Annotated in this window: 13 protein-coding genes; 3 read left to right on the forward strand and 10 right to left on the reverse strand. The window is 61.8% G+C overall.

The features are described from left to right. Positions 1-282 precede the first annotated feature (282 nt). The 10 genes from ABD819_RS11920 to ABD819_RS11965 form a co-directional block, all read right to left on the reverse strand. Positions 283-1,455 (reverse strand): T9SS type A sorting domain-containing protein, encoded by a 1,173-nt coding sequence (locus tag ABD819_RS11920; protein ID WP_345124564.1) that lies wholly within the window; start codon positions 1,453-1,455, stop codon positions 283-285. Positions 1,456-1,643: 188 nt separating this feature from the next. Then, on the reverse strand, positions 1,644-2,303 hold the full coding sequence (locus ABD819_RS11925; protein WP_345124566.1) for a 3-oxoacid CoA-transferase subunit B: 660 nt from the start codon (positions 2,301-2,303) through the stop codon (positions 1,644-1,646). A 126-nt stretch (positions 2,304-2,429) separates the two neighbouring features. Next, positions 2,430-3,128, reverse strand: coding sequence for a CoA transferase subunit A (locus ABD819_RS11930; protein WP_345124568.1), 699 nt, complete (start codon positions 3,126-3,128; stop codon positions 2,430-2,432). Between the two features lie 74 nt (positions 3,129-3,202). Further along, positions 3,203-4,480, reverse strand: coding sequence for a carboxypeptidase-like regulatory domain-containing protein (locus ABD819_RS11935; protein ID WP_345124570.1), 1,278 nt, complete (start codon positions 4,478-4,480; stop codon positions 3,203-3,205). A 34-nt stretch (positions 4,481-4,514) separates the two neighbouring features. Next, a complete protein-coding gene (locus ABD819_RS11940) occupies positions 4,515-5,462 on the reverse strand; it encodes a bifunctional riboflavin kinase/FAD synthetase (RefSeq protein WP_345124572.1) in 948 nt (315 codons plus the stop codon). Positions 5,463-5,651: 189 nt separating this feature from the next. Further along, positions 5,652-6,500: a tRNA pseudouridine(55) synthase TruB gene (truB, locus tag ABD819_RS11945; protein ID WP_345124575.1), complete on the reverse strand. Its 849-nt coding sequence runs from the start codon at positions 6,498-6,500 to the stop codon at positions 5,652-5,654. Positions 6,501-6,502: 2 nt separating this feature from the next. Then, the gene (locus ABD819_RS11950) at positions 6,503-7,333 is read right to left on the reverse strand and encodes an undecaprenyl-diphosphate phosphatase (RefSeq protein ID WP_345124580.1); all 831 of its coding nucleotides are present in this window, start codon (positions 7,331-7,333) and stop codon (positions 6,503-6,505) included. Positions 7,334-7,411: 78 nt separating this feature from the next. Next, on the reverse strand, positions 7,412-7,729 hold the full coding sequence (locus tag ABD819_RS11955; RefSeq protein WP_345124584.1) for a DUF3098 domain-containing protein: 318 nt from the start codon (positions 7,727-7,729) through the stop codon (positions 7,412-7,414). A gap of 84 nt (positions 7,730-7,813) precedes the next feature. Further along, positions 7,814-8,713, reverse strand: a complete 900-nt coding sequence (locus tag ABD819_RS11960; RefSeq protein ID WP_345124588.1) for a cell division protein FtsX — start codon at positions 8,711-8,713, stop codon at positions 7,814-7,816. A 247-nt stretch (positions 8,714-8,960) separates the two neighbouring features. Further along, positions 8,961-13,571 (reverse strand): translocation/assembly module TamB domain-containing protein, encoded by a 4,611-nt coding sequence (locus tag ABD819_RS11965; protein WP_345124592.1) that lies wholly within the window; start codon positions 13,569-13,571, stop codon positions 8,961-8,963. A gap of 289 nt (positions 13,572-13,860) precedes the next feature. Between ABD819_RS11965 and tsaD the strand changes: the two genes are divergently transcribed. The 3 genes from tsaD (at position 13,861) to ABD819_RS11980 (ending at position 16,484) form a co-directional block, all read left to right on the forward strand. Continuing rightward, complete coding sequence (gene tsaD / locus ABD819_RS11970) at positions 13,861-14,874, forward strand: tRNA (adenosine(37)-N6)-threonylcarbamoyltransferase complex transferase subunit TsaD (RefSeq protein WP_345124596.1); 1,014 nt, start codon at positions 13,861-13,863, stop codon at positions 14,872-14,874. Between the two features lie 110 nt (positions 14,875-14,984). Further along, on the forward strand, positions 14,985-15,443 hold the full coding sequence (gene smpB / locus ABD819_RS11975) for an SsrA-binding protein SmpB (RefSeq protein ID WP_345124598.1): 459 nt from the start codon (positions 14,985-14,987) through the stop codon (positions 15,441-15,443). A gap of 249 nt (positions 15,444-15,692) precedes the next feature. Further along, positions 15,693-16,484 carry a C40 family peptidase gene (locus tag ABD819_RS11980; RefSeq protein ID WP_345124600.1) on the forward strand — a complete coding sequence of 264 codons (792 nt, stop codon included), beginning with the start codon at positions 15,693-15,695 and terminating at the stop codon, positions 16,482-16,484. Positions 16,485-16,502: the final 18 nt, after the last annotated feature.

Below are 16,502 nucleotides of genomic sequence, written 5' to 3' on the forward strand. Positions count from 1 at the left end.
GCTTGTGGGCCGGCACGGCGGTAGGAGTGAGGAGCTCTTCCGAAGCCGGCTTACCTACTTTCTTGTGATGCGTGCCACCCGGAGTGGCGTGGCCGTTGGCCGTAGCCCCGGCCGATTTGCCGTTAGATGAAGTTGCCATACTATTTTGAAAACGATGCTGTAGAAAATGCCGGGCGCAGCCGCCCGCCCCACAAAATTACCCGTAAAAAAACCCGCTGGCAGGCGCTGCCAACGGGGCCTTAAACGAAAAGCCCGGCGGAACGGTGCCGCAGCCACTCAAAATTACTCCCGCACCACCCGGCGCGTGGCCGTGCCCTGCGCCGTCTGCACGGTCAACAGCACCACCCCCCGGAAGTTGCCAAACGCCTCGGCCGGAAGGCTGAGCACACTCGCGCCACCGCCAAAGCTGCGCTGAAACAGCCGCCGTCCCACCACATCGGTGGCCGACACGGTGAGCGGCCCGCTACCGGCCGGCACCGTGAGCAGGAGCGCCGTACCAATGGCGGAAGGGTTAGGATAGGCCGCCAGGGCAGCCTGAGTAGCCGCGTCGCGGGTGCCCAGGCGCACGATACGGCGATAAATGTCGCGGTATTCCACGCCGGTGATGGTTTCCTGGCCGGCCAGCACGCGGGTGGTAATGGTGAGGACCGGTACGCGGTGGGTTTTGGCCAGCCACTTGTACTCGCGGGTCACGGGCAGGTCGAAGCCCTGGCCCGGTGTGCCGCCAAAGGCCACGCTGTCGTGGTCGATGAGTTTGGTGACGACGCGCACCGTTTGGAACGAGCCGAAGGGCGTGACCAGCGTGCCCCAGGCATCGGGCTTGTTCACACGCTTGCGCTTCTGGCTGAGGTAGCCCACGGTGGAAATAGCGGCCGGCGTGGCAAAAAACGAGCTGCTGGAATCAGCCGCGCTGGCGAAGCTCAGCGGGAAGCGGTAAATGACGTCCTGCTGCGCCTGGTTGGTATATGTGACCGGCACCGCCGTGCCCGCCAGCGAGGCCCCAAAGCCCACCGAGCGAAAATCCTGGGTAGCCGCGGCCGCCGCCGATACGCTGTAAAACTGGTGGGTATCGGTAATCGGCAGGGGCACGGGCAGCCCGCCCGCCAGCGGTAAGGCCTGGGGCGAGGCCACCGTGGCGCGGTTCACGCCACCCAGCGGCCCAAATGTGAAGAGGTAAAACGGGGAAGTGGCCGTCACGCTGGCCACCGTCACAAACCGCTCCACGCGCTGCGACACGGCAATAAGGCCGGCGTAGTTCCAGGTCTGGTTGGCCCCCCGGCGGCTGAGGGGCGGGGCAGTGGCCGGTAGCACCGGACTGGCCGCGCTCAGCCGCAGCGTATCGACGGGCGCGGCGGCCGTGGCCGTTGGCATGTCGGTCCGGTCAATGATGGGCGAAACCGTCTGGGCCAGCGCGGGGGCGGTGGTCAGAAACAGCAGGGGTAAGAGTTGGCGCATATAATCGTGAACTGGGTGGCTACGAAGATAAAGCGGTTTCAGGGTCAGTGTAGCGTTTGTATTAGAATTAAAAATGAAGAATTAAAAATTAAAAAAACTGACTGTCAGATTTTTAATTTTTAATTCTTCATTTTTAATTCCATTCAACAAGGCAGAAAATGTTCCAATTGCATCAGTTGAAGCTACCGCTACACGCCCTGCATTTCCGGCACTTCGCCTTCGGGCACTACTAGCTTGCCGGCGGTGGCAGCTACAATCTGCTCCACCGTCACGCCGGGGGCGCGCTCGCGCAGCACAAAGCCGTCGGGGGTTATTTCGATTACGGCCAGCTCGGTCACGATTTTCTTTACGCAGCGCAGGCCGGTGATGGGCAGCGTGCAGTCAGTCAATAATTTAGACGAGCCATCGCGGGCGACGTGCTGCATGGCCACGATGATATTCTTGGCCGAGGCCACCAAATCCATCGCTCCGCCCATACCCTTGACCATCTTACCGGGGATTTTCCAGTTGGCGATGTCGCCGCGCTCCGAAACCTCCATCGCACCTAGGATGGTGAGGTCGACGTGCTCGCCGCGAATCATGCCGAACGAGTCGGCGGAGCTGAAGAGGCTGGAGCCGGGTAGGGTCGTCACCGTCTGCTTGCCGGCGTTAATAAGGTCGGGGTCAACCTGGTCCTCGGTGGGGAAGGGGCCCATGCCGAGCAGGCCGTTTTCAGACTGCAGCTCGACGTTGATGCCGGCCGGAATATAGTTGGCCACCAGCGTAGGAATGCCGATGCCGAGGTTGACGTAGGAGCCGTCTTTCACTTCCTGGGCGATGCGCCGGGCGATGCCGTGTTTGTCTAACATGATGTTGAGAAGGGGGGAGGTTGTCATGCTGAGCGCAGCCGAAGCATCTCTACCGCTTCGCCTGAGTTGTTGCAACGAAGCGGTAGAGATGCTTCGGCTGCGCTCAGCATGACGTTCTATTAATGATTACGACTGCCGCACCGTGCGCTGCTCGATGCGCTTCTCATAGTGCTGGCCCTGGTAGATGCGCTGCACAAAAATGCCGGGCGTATGAATCTGGTTGGGGTCGAGCTCGCCGGCGGGCACCAGCTCTTCCACTTCGGCCACCGTGATTTTGCCGGCCGTGGCCATCATCGGGTTGAAGTTGCGGGCCGTGCCTTTGTAGATGAGGTTGCCGGCGGTGTCGCCTTTCCAGGCTTTCACGAAGGCAAAATCGGCGGTGAGGCCGGTTTCCATCAGGTACATCTTACCGTTGAACTCGCGGCTTTCCTTGCCTTCGCCCACTTCGGTGCCGTAGCCGGCCGGGGTGAAAAACGCCGGAATGCCCGCGCCGCCAGCCCGGCAGCGCTCGGCCAGCGTGCCCTGCGGAATCAGCTCCACTTCGAGCTCGCCGCTGAGCAGCTGGCGCTCAAACTCGGCATTTTCGCCCACGTAGCTCGAAATCATTTTTTTCACCTGCTTGGTCTGCAGCAGCCGGCCGATGCCGAAGTCGTCGACCCCGGCGTTGTTCGAAATGCAGGTCAGGTTTTTCACGCCCAGGCGCAGCAGCTCCTGTATGGAGTTTTCGGGAATGCCGCACAGGCCAAAGCCGCCGAGCATCAGGGTCATGCCATCGGCCATGCCCTGCAGGGCGGCTTCGACGTTGGGAACAGTTTTATCTATCATTGGGTGGGATTTGGGCGCGGCCGGGCCGCGATTAGGGCCGAAAAGTACGTCACGGCGCGGGCTCGGGCCGGCAGCTAGCGGCGGCGAACCGGGCGGGCTGCCGGGGCCGGGCGCGCCGGGGCCATCGGCGTGGGCATCCCCGTGGGCACGTAGTCGTAGGGCAGGAACTCGCCGATTTTCTCGAAGCCCCAGTAGCCGCCAACGGCCACTTCGAGCGGATTGCGCAGCGAGCCGTCGGCCTGGATTTCGGCCTCATCGTCGGCCAGCTGCAGGCGCGACACCTGGCGCTGCAGCGGGTAGGGCGTGCGGGTGGGGCCCAGCGTGTTCATGCGCTGCTTGAAGCGCGGGTCCGGAGCTTCGCCAAAATGGGCCACCTGCAGCTGGCCGCTGAAGCGCAGGTAGACGCGGCCGTTGGGTTTCACCCGGCGCAGGCTGTCGATGGGCCGGGGCTCGGGGTAGAGGGTGGCCAGCTCGGGGGCCTCGCGGCTCCAGCGGCGCAGCGAGTCCTTTTCAGCGGGCGAGTAGGCCCCGGCCGCGCCGGCGGCCAGCAGGGCCGTGCGCTGCTGCTGGTTGCGCTCGTAGCGGGGGTTGGCCACCACGCGTACCTGCTGGGCCAGGAAGCTGCCGGCCGCCAGGCGGTTGGTGTAGAGGGAGCGCAGAAAGTGCATGAATGAGCCCGTGTAGGCCGTGAGGCGGTTGGCAGCCCACAGGCGGCGCTGGGCCTCGTCGCGCGGCTTCATTTCTTCGAATACCGGCTGGCCGTAGTAGGTAATGGATTGAGCGTCTTTGTCGTAGGCGAAGTACAGGCCGTAGTATTTCAGGCGGTAGCCCAGGGCATCGTTGTCGATTTGCAGGAATTCCTTGGTGCGGGCCGTCAGCTCCTGGGTCGAGTCGTCGAGCATCACGCGCACATCGTCGGGGTTGCTGATGCGGCACTGCTCCGAAAACGTGCTGCCCCCGATAAACAGCTCGGTGAACTGGCGGTACTCCTCGGGCTTGTTGGGCGCGGGCTTCACCACTACTTCGCCCAGCTGGTTGCCGGTGGGGGCCAGGTTCAGGGTCAGGCGCTGGGGCGCGGCTTCTACGGTAATTGTTTGCTTGCCAAGGCGGTAGCCCAGGTAGGAGCCCACGATGTCGTAGGTGCCTTTCGGCACGCGCGGAAACTCAAACTCGCCTTTTTCGGTAGTGGTCGCGCCCAGCGTGGTGTTAGCCAGAAATACACTGGCGAAGGACAGCGGCTCGTGCGTCACCGAATCGAGCACCACGCCGCTAAGTTTTCCCTGGGCCTGGGCGGCGTTCAGGGTAAGCAGCCAGGCGCCGCACAGCAATAATAGTGCTTTAAAATAGCTCATTGTCAGGGATTAGGGTGATTGAAAGGCCAGCGGACTAGGCCAGCGCTGCTCTCGTATTCTGCGCATCCAACGCCAACTGGGCCGTTAACGCGTCCAGGCCGTTGTATTTTTCTTCGGCCCGCAGCCACGCCACGAATTCCAGCGTCAGCTCCTGGTCGTATAAATCCCCATTGAAATCAAGCAAGTTCACTTCAATGGTCTGGGCCAGCTCGGCCCCGATGGTGGGCCGCACGCCAATGCTGAGCATGGCCGGGTGCCGGGTGCCGGCCGCCGTGACGGCCCACACGGCATAAATACCCCGCGCCGGCACCAGCTTCAACGGCTCCCGAACGTCCAGATTAGCCGTGGGGTAGCCGATGGTGCGGCCCAGTTTCCGGCCGTGCACCACCGTGCCGGTGAGCGGGTAGTGGTAGCCGAGGTAGCGGTTGGCCGTGGCAATATCGCCCTGGCGCAGCGCCTGGCGGATGCGCGTGCTGCTCACGCCCACGGCGTCCACGTCCTCGCGCGGGATTTCTTCCACGGCCAGGCCGTAGCGGTCGGCGTTTTGGCGCAGGTAGTCGAAGCCACCCTCGCGGTTCTTCCCAAACCGGTGGTCGTAGCCAATTACCAACTGCTTAGCACCCACGGTGGTTAGCAGCAGGTTCTGGATGTAGTCTTCCGAAGTCCACTGCGCGAACTCCCGGGTGAAGGGCACGATGAGCAGGTAATCAACGCCCAATTCAGCCAATTTCGCAATTCGCTCGTCTAGGGTGTTAAGCAGCTGCAAATCCAGTAGTTCGGGGTGGGAGGGCGGCGGGCCCAGCACCAGCCGCGGGTGCGGCCAGTAGGTGATAACCACCGCGGGCGCGGCGCTGGCCTGGGCCACCTCGCGCAGCCGGGCCAGAATGCGCTGGTGCCCCACGTGCACCCCATCAAAAGTGCCGCTGGTGACCACGGCATTGCCAAGGAACGGAAACTGGGCCGGGTCGCGGATGACGTGCATAAGGCGCCGGAGAAGCAAAAAGTAGGAAATAGAACAGTTTCGCTTTTTGTGTACTAAGTTAAAAGTTGAGAGTTAAAAGTTGAAAAGCAGATACAATGATTTTTAACTTTTAACTCTCAACTTTTAACTTTCTGAAAGGGGTACACTAACCTGAAAACCGCTGTAAAAGCGCCGCGAAGGTAAGACGCGCTATTCGGGCGCGTTCCCGGGCGCGGCGGCCGGCGTTTCGCCCGCTTCATGCGCCTCGTGCTCCTTAGCGGCCAGGGCATCAGCCTGCAGCGCGGCAAAGTATTGCAGACCAGCCCGATTGGGTGCGGTGCGCTGGCGCTCGGGCCGGGCCGGCCGGTCACCTTCGGCGCGGGGCGGGCGCAACGCCTCGATGTCTTCGAGCGAAAACGCGTCCTCGACGCGGTACTCGCCAATGCGGGTCCGCACCAGGCGGGTGAGGTGCGCGCCGCAGCCCAAAGCCACCCCAAAGTCGCGGGCCAGGCTGCGGATGTACGTGCCCTTGGAGCACACCACCCGAAAGTCGACTTCGGGCAGGGCAATGCGCGTGAGCTCGAAGACTTTGATGTCGACGGTTTTGGGCTTGATTTCAGCTTCCTGGCCATTGCGGGCCAGCTCGTAGGCGCGCTTGCCGTCGATTTTTACTGCCGAAAAAATCGGCGGCGTTTGCTGAATGAGGCCGGTAAACTGGGTCGTGGCGGCCGCAACTTCCTCATCGGTGAGGTGGGCGTAGGGACGCACCAGGTCCACGGCCGTTTCCAGGTCGAAGCTGGGCGTGGTTTCGCCCAGGCGAAAGGTGCCGGTGTATTCTTTTTCCTGCGCCTGAATCAGGTCAATTTCCTTGGTTTTCTTGCCCGTGCAGAGGATGAGCAGGCCCGTAGCCAGCGGGTCGAGGGTGCCGGCGTGGCCGATTTTCTTGATGCGCAGCGCGTTTTTCACCTTGCGCACCACGTCGAACGACGTCCACGTCAGGGGTTTGTCGAGGAGCAGGACTTCGCCCGTCTCAAAGTCAAAATCGGCTAGTGTTTTCATACTCATACCAGGTTTAAAGGAAGTTTCAGGGCCAACATAATCAGCAAAATGCCCCCCGCGATGATGCGGTAGATACCAAACGCCCGAAACCCATATTTTGCTACAAAGCCCACAAACAGCCGGATGGCCAGCAGCGCCACCACAAAGGCTACGGCGTTGCCCAGGGCCAGCTGCTTCAGCTGCTCCGCCGAAAACAGGTGGCTCAGGTCCCCGCCCTGGGCTTTGGCGTCTTTGTAGTAGTCGTACACGTCCTTGACCGCGGCGGCCGCCATGGTTGGCATGGCCAGAAAGAACGCAAACTCGGCCGCCGACTGCCGCGTGAGCTTCTGGGTAAGCCCGCCGATGATGGTCGCGGCCGAGCGGCTGGTGCCCGGCACCACGGCCAAGCACTGGAACAGGCCAATCATCAGCGCCTCCTTAAAACCGGGGTTGGTGACGGGGTGGCCGCCTTCGTTGGGGTCCTTCTGCGGAAACCAGCGGTCGATAAACAACAGCACCACGCCACCCACTACCAGCATCACAGCCACCGTCGTCACCGATTCGAGCAATGCGTCGATATGCTTTTTGAAGAGCAGGCCCACCAGCACAATGGGCAGGAAAGCCACCAGCAGCTTCAGGTAAAAGTCGATGCTTTGAAAAAAGCGCCGCCAGTACACCGCAAATACCGACAGAATGGCCCCCAGTTGAATAACTACCAGATAGAGCTTGAAAAACGGCGTAACCGGAATGCCCAGCAAAGCCGAAGCAATAATCATGTGGCCGGTGCTGGAAACGGGCAAAAACTCAGTCAGGCCCTCCACGATGGCGAGGAGCAGCGCGTGCCAGTAGGTCATTTTTAGTGGTTAATGGTTAGTGATGAGTGGTAAGTGGTGAGCACAAGCACCCACGACTACCAAGCCCTCGCCACCAGATTAAAGGCGCTTGTAGGCCGGAGCGGCGGCTGGGGCGGCGGGAGCGGCGGTTGGCAATTCAACCGTGAAAGGAGCGTTAACCGGGGCCGCCGGGGCGGCCACCACCGATTTATCACGCACCAGAATGGCCGCAAACTCAATGGCAAACCCGGCGATGAGCAGCAATGGCCCCAGCGTGATGCCGACGAAATCCTCGCCGTAGTTGCTCTTGTCGCCAAACATCATGGTGATGAAGCCGGCGGCCAGCGCGGCCAGCCCAATCCACATCAGGCGGTAGTTGCGGGGACCAAAGGCAAAGCGGAAGGTGGTTGGTTGCATAGGGCAGTTATCAGTTGACGGTGAGCAGTTAGTAGTTAAGAGAGAGCAAAATTGTTAACTGCTCACTGACAACTGTTCACTGATTTAATACAGGTCGTCGAGCGACATTTTGAGGTACTTGTGCACGGCGCGGGCCGAGCTGAAAAAACCGATTACTACGCCCAGCCCTACCACGCCCAGCAGGAGCAGGCCCAGCCGCAGGTCGTCGCGCAACAGGCGCAACGGCTCCACTTCGAGGTAGGCGTATTGTAGTAGCGCGATTAGCAGCAGCGCCGCCAGCACGCCGCTGGCCAGGCCCTGCCACGTAGCCCGCCGCAAAAATGGCTGCTGGATAAAGAGCCGCGTAGCCCCCACCAGTTGCATGGACCGGATAAGAAAACGCTGCGAGAACAGCGCCAGCTTAATCGTATTGTTAATCAGAATGACCACCACCAGCACCAGCACCGCCGCGAAGCCCAGCAGCACGAGGCTCACCCGGGTCAGGTTGTGGTTGATGCTGGCAAACAGGTCCTGCGGGTACTGCACCTCAAACACGCCGCGCTGCGTGGAAACGCTGCGCTCCAGCTGGCGCAGGTGCATGGTATCAGTGTATTCGGGCTTGATTTTGAGCACGTAGGCATCGCGGAGCGGGTTGTCGCCGAGGAACTGGCGAAAGTCCTCACCAGTGCTTTGCAGCAGCTGGCGGGCCCCTTCTTCCTTGCTCACGAACCGAATCTGGGGCTTGCCTTCGCGCTCAGCCACGAAGGGCTGCTGGCCCAAATCCTGCTGCAGGCGCAGCAGCTCAGTTTCGGGCAGGTCGCGGTCGAGATATACCTGCACTTCCAAATTCTGGCGCACCACTTCACTCAGCTTCTGGGCGTGTAGCAGCAGCAAGCCAAATAAACCAATGACCACCAGCGCCAGCGTAATGCTGAACACCACGAGCAGCGTGGGGTAAGAGCCGAGCTTTTTCTTGCGACTGGAAGGAGTGGTGGGGGCGGCCATATCGGGCAAAGGTAGCAAACGAGGCTAGTAGAACGACAACTCCCCTCCTTCGCTAAGGAGGGGATGCCAAACCGCAGGTTTGGCTGGGGTGGTTGGATTCGTTGAACGATGGCCGAACAATGAATAACGCGCCGTTCGCGTCCGGTCGTTCGTCCATCGTTCAACGAATCCAACCACCCCCGTTTTTGCTGCGCAAAAACTCCCCTCCTTAGCCAAGGAGGGGAGTTGACCGGCACTTTATCCAACCCTAAAAATTCGTGTGCGGGTCTTCGTCCACGGTCAGCACTTCCTTCGAGTCGCGGGCTTTCTGGGTGTTGCGCTCCTTCTTGCCCGGTTTTTTGCGGCTGAATAGCTCCCCAAACGAGTTGAACTGCTCGGTGTGCAGCAGCGAGAGGCCCGCGCGGGGCTGGTTGATGGTTTCCAGGTCGCGCGGGGTGGTTTCGTAGCGCAGCTTGGTGCGGAACTTGCCGTCGGGGCGCAGGTAGTACTCCAGGCTCAGGTCGCCCAGGAGGGAGGCCTGGCCGGCGGTATTGCCGGAGGTGGCAGGCCCGCCGTTGCCAACATTCGGGGCCGTCAGGTTGGGATTGCTGGTAAAGCCACCCTCGCGCGTCACGCGCAAACGGCCGTTCAGAAACGAGTAGCTCAGGCGCACTTGCAGGGCTTGCAGCTGGTCGGCGGTGATGCCGTTGATATTGAAATCAATTTCCAGGTTCTGGTCGATTTGCGAAGTGAGCAGGCCGAGCTGGGTACTCAGTACCTGGCCCAGGCTCTTAAACGCCGTATTGTCCTGGCCCCGAATGGAAATGGTATTGCCAAACGAACCTAAGGGCGAGAGCTGCTTAAAAACCAGTAAGCTGAATACCTGACGGTTCAGCTCCTGCTCATCGTTGCGCAGCGAGGTAGTGAAGTTTGCCAAATCACTCTGGAGGGTGCCCGGCGTGTCATTAAACTCCAGATTCAGCCTGATGGCGGGCAGCAGCAGCGGCCCGGTCAGGTTCATCACGGCCGTGACGGGCACCACGGCGGCCCCGCCGGCGTTGGCGCCCAGCACGGGAGCCAGCGAGGTCCGCTGCGTATAGGTGGCCGTCACGTTCATCTCGCCGGCCAGCGGGTCGCCGTTCCAGGAAATAACGCCGCCGGGGCGCACCACAAACTCCTTGTTAATCAGGCCCTGCAAGGTGAAGTTATAGGCCCCGCGCACAATTTCGACCTGCCCATACATGTTGAACTCGCCCCGCGTGTCGATGGCCATGCGTAGCTGCCCGGCCGCCGAGCCGCGAATGACGTCGCCGGTGCTCTCGTCGAGCAATATTTCCATGTACGCCTCGGGCGTGATGGTCAGGTTCATGTTCAGGCGCAGGCCCGAGAGGTCAACTTTGTCCTGCGCGGCAATGGTTATGGCCTTTTTCGTGATGACCGTATCGCCCACCGGGTTGTTGTTCACGAACTTGATGTAGCCCGCCTTCTGCGCCTTGGCCGCGTTGTCGAGCGGCAGCGAAATGCGGGTGCCGGCCTCGCTGCTGGCCCGCACCGTCACGTCGAGGTCGTCGGTGGGGCCGCTTACCCGGGCCGTACCCGTGGCGTAGGCCGTGCCGAAATACATCTCGTTGTCTTTGCGCGTCGTGTTGAGTACCTGCATCTTGCGGAAAGTAGCCGCGATGTCCAGGCTCATGTTTTTGAAGCCCCGGTGGCGCACCACGCCGTCCACGGTGCCGGTATTGCCCAGCACGTCGCGCAGCCTCACGTTGCGGAACTCTATCGACGTGTTGGTGAAGCTGATGCGGTTGGCAAACGTGTAGGTAGTGCCCAGGTAGCCGAAGGTGAGGCGGCCGTTGCTCACGTCGACGTAGCCCAGCAGGTTGGGCGCGGCAAAGCGGCCCGTGAGTCGCAGCTCGCCCCGCCCCGTGCCCCCCAGATTCTTAAACAACGAGCCCAGAAATGGCTGCGCCAGGATAATGGGCGCATCGTTGAGGGTGCCCGTCAGGTTGAGCTGGTTGGTGGCATCCTGCGGGGCAATGTCGCCGAGCACCGTGAGCACCGACTGCCCGCCGCGGGCCACGTCCATGTTCAGGCGCAGCTTGCTGGCGGCATTATCCCAGTCGGCCCGCCCGGCTACCTGGCCAATCAGGGTGCCGTCGTATTTCAAGGAATCCACGCCCAGCGTGCTGCTGATGGCCAGCGGGCCGTACACGCCACTCACGGTGCCTTGGGCATTAAGGCGGCCGGCCAGGCGCTGCCCGGTGAGGCTGTTGAGGGTCGCCAGCTCGAAATCCTTGGCCTGCAACAGCAGCGGCGGCTTGCTGTTGTCGGGCGAGATAAAGCCCTGCGCACTCACAAACTGCTCGCCGCTGCTGAACGTCAGGTTCCTGATGTCGAACTCCTTGCCGTAATCCGAAATTCGCACCGAGTTATCGGCCGCGATGGTCCAGTCCTTATCCAGCAAGTGCAGGCCCGACTGCCGGAACACCACTTCCACGGCACGGGGCAAAAAGCCCAGCGAACCGTTGATGGTGGCTTTGTTGGTGGTGCCCGTCTGGGCCAGGGAAGTCGAGAAGTTGATGCGCTGCTGGTCCCACACGCCTTCAATCACAAACTTTTCGGTGCGCCCCAGCGTGGGCAGCACCTGCCGGTCGCTCGTGATGCTGGCCTGGGCCAGAATGTCGGGCTTGTAGGGCAGCTTCGACGTCAGGAAGTCGAAGTCATCGTTCACCGTCATCACCGGGCCGTAGCGCAGGCTGTCGAGGTGGCCGCCGAGCTGGAAAATCGAGGTTTCGCCATTCCGGAACGAGCCGTCGATGCGGCTGCCGTTGGCCACCTGCAGCTCGGGCACGAACAGCGCCAGCACGGGGTTGGGTTTCTTCAGATTCAGCAGTAAGTCAACCTGATACACTGGCAGCACCCGCTGACGCTTCTGGCGGTAGTAGTTGGCCGTGGCCGTGGCATTACTCTCAAAGTTGAGGCGGTACTCGGTGATGAGCGTCTGCACGTCGCGCACCACGTCGGAGGTGTTGAAGGTGCCCGCCAGCCTGGCATCCACGGCTTCCGAGCGCAACGTTACACGGCGCTGGTTCAGGCGGTTGCGCGTGCTCACTACGTCCAGCGTATCGAGGCGCAGCTCCCGGCCGTTCAGACCAAAGCGCGACTTGCGCAGGTAGGCGTAGCCCACCAGCGAGTCGAGCTGCACGCCTTTAAAATTGACGTCGGCCGTGGTGGCCACGGTGATGGGCTGGCTGCTCAGGCCCAGGGTGCGCAGGTTGGCGTAGTCAATCGTGGTTTTAACGTCGATATTTTCATGCTTGCGCTCCAGGTCAACGCGGCCGTCGGCCACCAGGCGCACGGCCGGGTCGTTGATGCTCAGGTGGCCGTTGAAGTGCTGGGGCCGGAAGTCGCCGTCGACCGCGATGTTTTGGTAGCGATAGCCGCGCAGCCAGATAGCCGGCACCGTGACTTTGGCCCGGCCCCGCGCAAACGCCGGCAGGAAGCCCGTGCCCGCCACGCGCCCGTTCAGCGTCACGTCCCGAACCACCGACTCATCGCCCAGAAACTTGCCCAGCTGAAACGCGTTGGAGCGGATGGTGCCCGCGTAGGTCGCGTGGGTGAGGTCGGTTTTGGTCTTGAGGTTGATGTCCGTGGCCACAAAGCCCAGGGCCGTATCGAACGACGCATTGGCCACGAAGTCGCTGTAGAAACCCAGTATCTGGCCCTGCAGCTTCACGGTGCCCAGGCGCTGCACAATCTTGTTGGCCGAGGCCGGCAGCCATTTCTTCAGGTCGCTGGTTAGCACCACCGAGGGCAGCAGGCGCAGGTCGATGAAGCTCTCCCGGTAGTTAGGCAGGCCGTCGGCGTGGGCGCGCTTGGCCACAATGTGCGTGCCTTTTCCGTAGCGCACGTCCAGGTTGTTCACCTTGAAATCGCGCACGTAGCCCGAGGCATCGCCCGAAATAGCCACCGACTCGTGCAACGTCGCCAGCTGCGGCGCAAACTTGGCAATGTCGTCCGTGTACACCCGCGAATTGCGCAGGCGCGCAATAGTCTTCATCGAGTCGTTGTAGTCGGAGAAGTTGCCAAATACCCGAAATTCGAACCGCAGGTAATCCTTGATTTGGCTCCGGCCCACGCGCAAACTCAAATCCTTAAATTCCCAGAAGTGCGGCCCGTATTTCATGTCCGCCGTGATTTCGCGCAGCTGCGTTTGCGAGGGCGTTTCCACGGCGTGGAGCTGGCTGATGCGCAGGGCCAGCGTGTCGGCTAGCTGAATTCTGGAGATGTCGGCGTAGATGCTGTCAACCTGCATATGGTCGTAGTCGATGCTCTGGCCGTAGGTTTTCGAGCGGGGCGCATCGCCTTTCTCAATGGCAAAATGGCCGTTGCGCAGGGCCACGGCGGCAATCTGAAAATCGAACGGGGCCGCCTTGCTCGTATCCTTCGACGGCCCAATCAGCCGCCTCACGGCTGCCGTAAACTGGCTGAACGTGGTAGAGTCAGGCTGGCCCGGCAAATTCTTCAGCTCAAAGCGCGGCTCATTCAGCGTGAGCGTACTGATGTGCAGGTGGCGTGGGTCGAACACCGAGAACAGGCTGATATCCGCATCGGCCCGGCCAACGCTGAACAGCTCGCCCCCGCGCCGGTCTTTCACGCGCACCCCATCCAGCAGCACCCGCGAAAACGGCCGCACATCAACCCGCCCAATAGTTACTTCCTGCCCGAGTTTCCGGGTCAGAAACTCCGCCGCCTTGTGGGCGATGCGCGTTTGCACGCTCGGCACCCGCAGGGCCAGCAACGCCCCCACCACGGCCAGCACCACCACCAGCCCGAGGCCCAGCAGTACTTTCAGCAAAATGGAGAAGAAACGACGCACCAGGGCAGGGAATGAGAGCGAAAAAACGCAGATTAATCCGCAAAGTTGCGGTTTTTTAGCTATTTGAGCCAACCGCTGGCCCCGGCCGGCCCGTCGCCGACCCGGGGAACGGCCCGGGCCAGGCGCTGGTTCAACTCTCGTGCCAGCCGGCCAGCCTGGCATTTCGGGCCGGCCCCGCCCCCCGCACCGCTACCTTTGCGGGGCCCACGCCACGGCGTTGCGGCGCGTCATTCCTGCGGCTCCGGCCCCAAAACGCCTGCCGCCGCTCTTTCAGATTTACCGTTTCCCCATGCTTGCTCATCCCATTATTCTCGCCATCGAGTCATCCTGCGACGACACCGGCGCGGCCGTGCTGGCCGGCGGCCAGCTTCTGAGCAACGTGGTGGCCACCCAGAAAGTCCACGAGCAGTACGGCGGCGTGGTGCCCGAGCTGGCCTCGCGCGCCCACCAGCAGCACCTGCTGCCCGTCGTCACGGCCGCGCTCAAAGAAGCCGGCATCACCAAAGCCGATTTGGATGCCGTGGCTGTGACCCAGGGCCCCGGTCTGCTCGGCTCCTTATTAGTAGGCGGCATGTTTGCCAAAACCCTGGCGCTGGCCCTCGATAAGCCCCTGCTGGCCGTGAACCACATGCGGGCGCACATCCTGGCCCATTTCCTGCGCGACCCCAAACCCGACTTTCCCTTCCTCTGCCTCACCGTGAGCGGCGGCCACACCCAGCTGGTGGTGGTGAAGTCGGCGCTGGAAATGGACGTCATCGGCCACACCATCGACGATGCCGCCGGCGAAGCGTTCGACAAAACCGCCAAGCTCCTGGGCCTGCCGTACCCCGGCGGCCCGCACCTTGATAAGCTGGCCCGCACGGGCAACCCCCAGCGCTTTGCCTTTCCGGTAGGGGCCATGCCGGGCTACGATTTTTCCTTCAGCGGCCTGAAAACGGCGGTGCTCTACTTTCTGAAAAAGGAAATCGCCGCCAACCCCAACTTCGTGGCCGAAAACCTGGCCGACCTCTGCGCCAGCATTCAGCATACCATCGTGGCCACGCTGCTGCGCCAGCTCCGCCGCGCCGCCGCCGATACCGGCCTCACCCAGGTGGCCCTGGCCGGCGGCGTGGCCGCCAACTCCGGCCTGCGCACCGCGCTGGAGGCCGAAGCCGTGGCCCAGGGCTGGCAGGTTTTCATCCCCGACTTCGCCTTTTGCACCGATAACGCCGCCATGGTGGCCATGACCGCGCATTTCCAGTACGAGGCCGGCGACTTTGCTACCCAGCTCAGCAGCCCCAACCCGCGCCTGAAGCTGACGTAGGCGTAGCTTCGCGCCCCGTTCGCAACGTACTGCTTGTAGCACATGCTTTAGCTTGTGCATCGTTGCACGTTTCCGGCACAAGCTAAAGCATGTGCTACAATTATCCCACCATGGCCAAAGACGATAAACCCATCATCATCAACATCAAAAACCGCCGCGCCAGCCACGAATACACCTTTCTGGCCAAGTACGACGCGGGCGTGATGCTGCAGGGGACCGAAATAAAAAGCATTCGTGAAGGCAACGTGAACCTCACCGACGGCTACTGCCTGTTCCACACCGATGGCAGCCTCTGGATTCATTCCATTCGCATCGCACCCTATTCCTTAGGTACTTACAACAACCACGATGCCATGCGCGAGCGCAAGCTCCTGCTCAACAAGCGCGAGTTGAAGCAGCTGGCCGGCAAAAGCGTGGACCAGGGCCTCACCATCATCCCCCTGCGCTTATTCGTGACCGACCGCGGCTTCGCCAAAATCGAAATCGCCCTCGCCCAGGGCAAAAAACTCTACGACAAGCGCAACGACCTCAAGGAAAAAGCCCAGAAGCGCGACATGGAGCGGATGTAGCCCTCCTGTCATTGCGAGTGGAGCGCAGCGCAACGCGGCAATCCGTCCTTCTAATTGCGACCAACCTGATAATGTGACAAGTCCTGATATTGCGCAGTGCCGGGGCTTGCTTTAGACAAGCTTTGTCACATTTCCGGGCTGGTCGCACAGGGAGGAAGGATTGCCGCGCTCCACTTCGTGTCGCTCGCAATGACAACGGCTACCGTTCTTTGCAGCAACTCACCACCTCACCACCTCACTATTTCACCTTTGAATCCCGGTATCTGCGCGCTGAGCGCCGTCCCCGTCCGCGCCGAGCCCAACGACCGGGCCGAGCTGGTCACCCAGCTGCTTTTTGGCGAATGCTACCAGATTCTGGTTGCCCAGGAAAGCTGGCTGCAAGTTCAATTGGCCGCCGACAACTACGTGGGCTGGATTGACACTAAGCAGCACACGCCCGTTTCGCCCGAGTACTACGCCGCCTGGTGCGCCCAGGACCACCCCCGCGCCCTCGACGTGGTGCAGGCCGTGAGCGACGCCACCACCAAAATCCCGCTCACGCTGGGCTGCCGCCTGCCGTTTTTCGACGGCATGAACCTGCGCCTCGGCGACCAGCAGTATTTTTTCAACGGCACCGCCACCAACCCCAGCGCTGCGCCCGATGCCACGCGCCAGGCCCTACTGCTGCGCAAAATGGCGCTCATGTACCTGAAAGCGCCCTACGTGTGGGGCGGCAAAAGCATCTTCGGCCTCGACTGTTCCGGTCTCTGCCAGCAGCTTTATGGCTTGGTGGGCATTCAGCTCCCGCGCGATGCCCGCCAGCAGATTGACCACGGCCGTACGGTGCATTTCGTGTCCCAGGCCAAGCCCGGCGACCTTGCCTTCTTCGACAATGCCGAAGGCCGCATCGTGCATGTGGGCATGGTCATGGACGAAGCACAGATTCTGCACGCTCACGGCGAAGTTCGCCTCGACCCGCTCGACCACAACGGCATCTACAACCGCGAGCGGCAGCGCTACTCCCACAAGCTACGGCTGATAAAGCGCCTGCTGCCGGAATAGGCGCGGGCAAATCATTGG

Source organism: Hymenobacter antarcticus, from assembly GCF_039539545.1.
GTDB lineage: Bacteria > Bacteroidota > Bacteroidia > Cytophagales > Hymenobacteraceae > Hymenobacter > Hymenobacter antarcticus.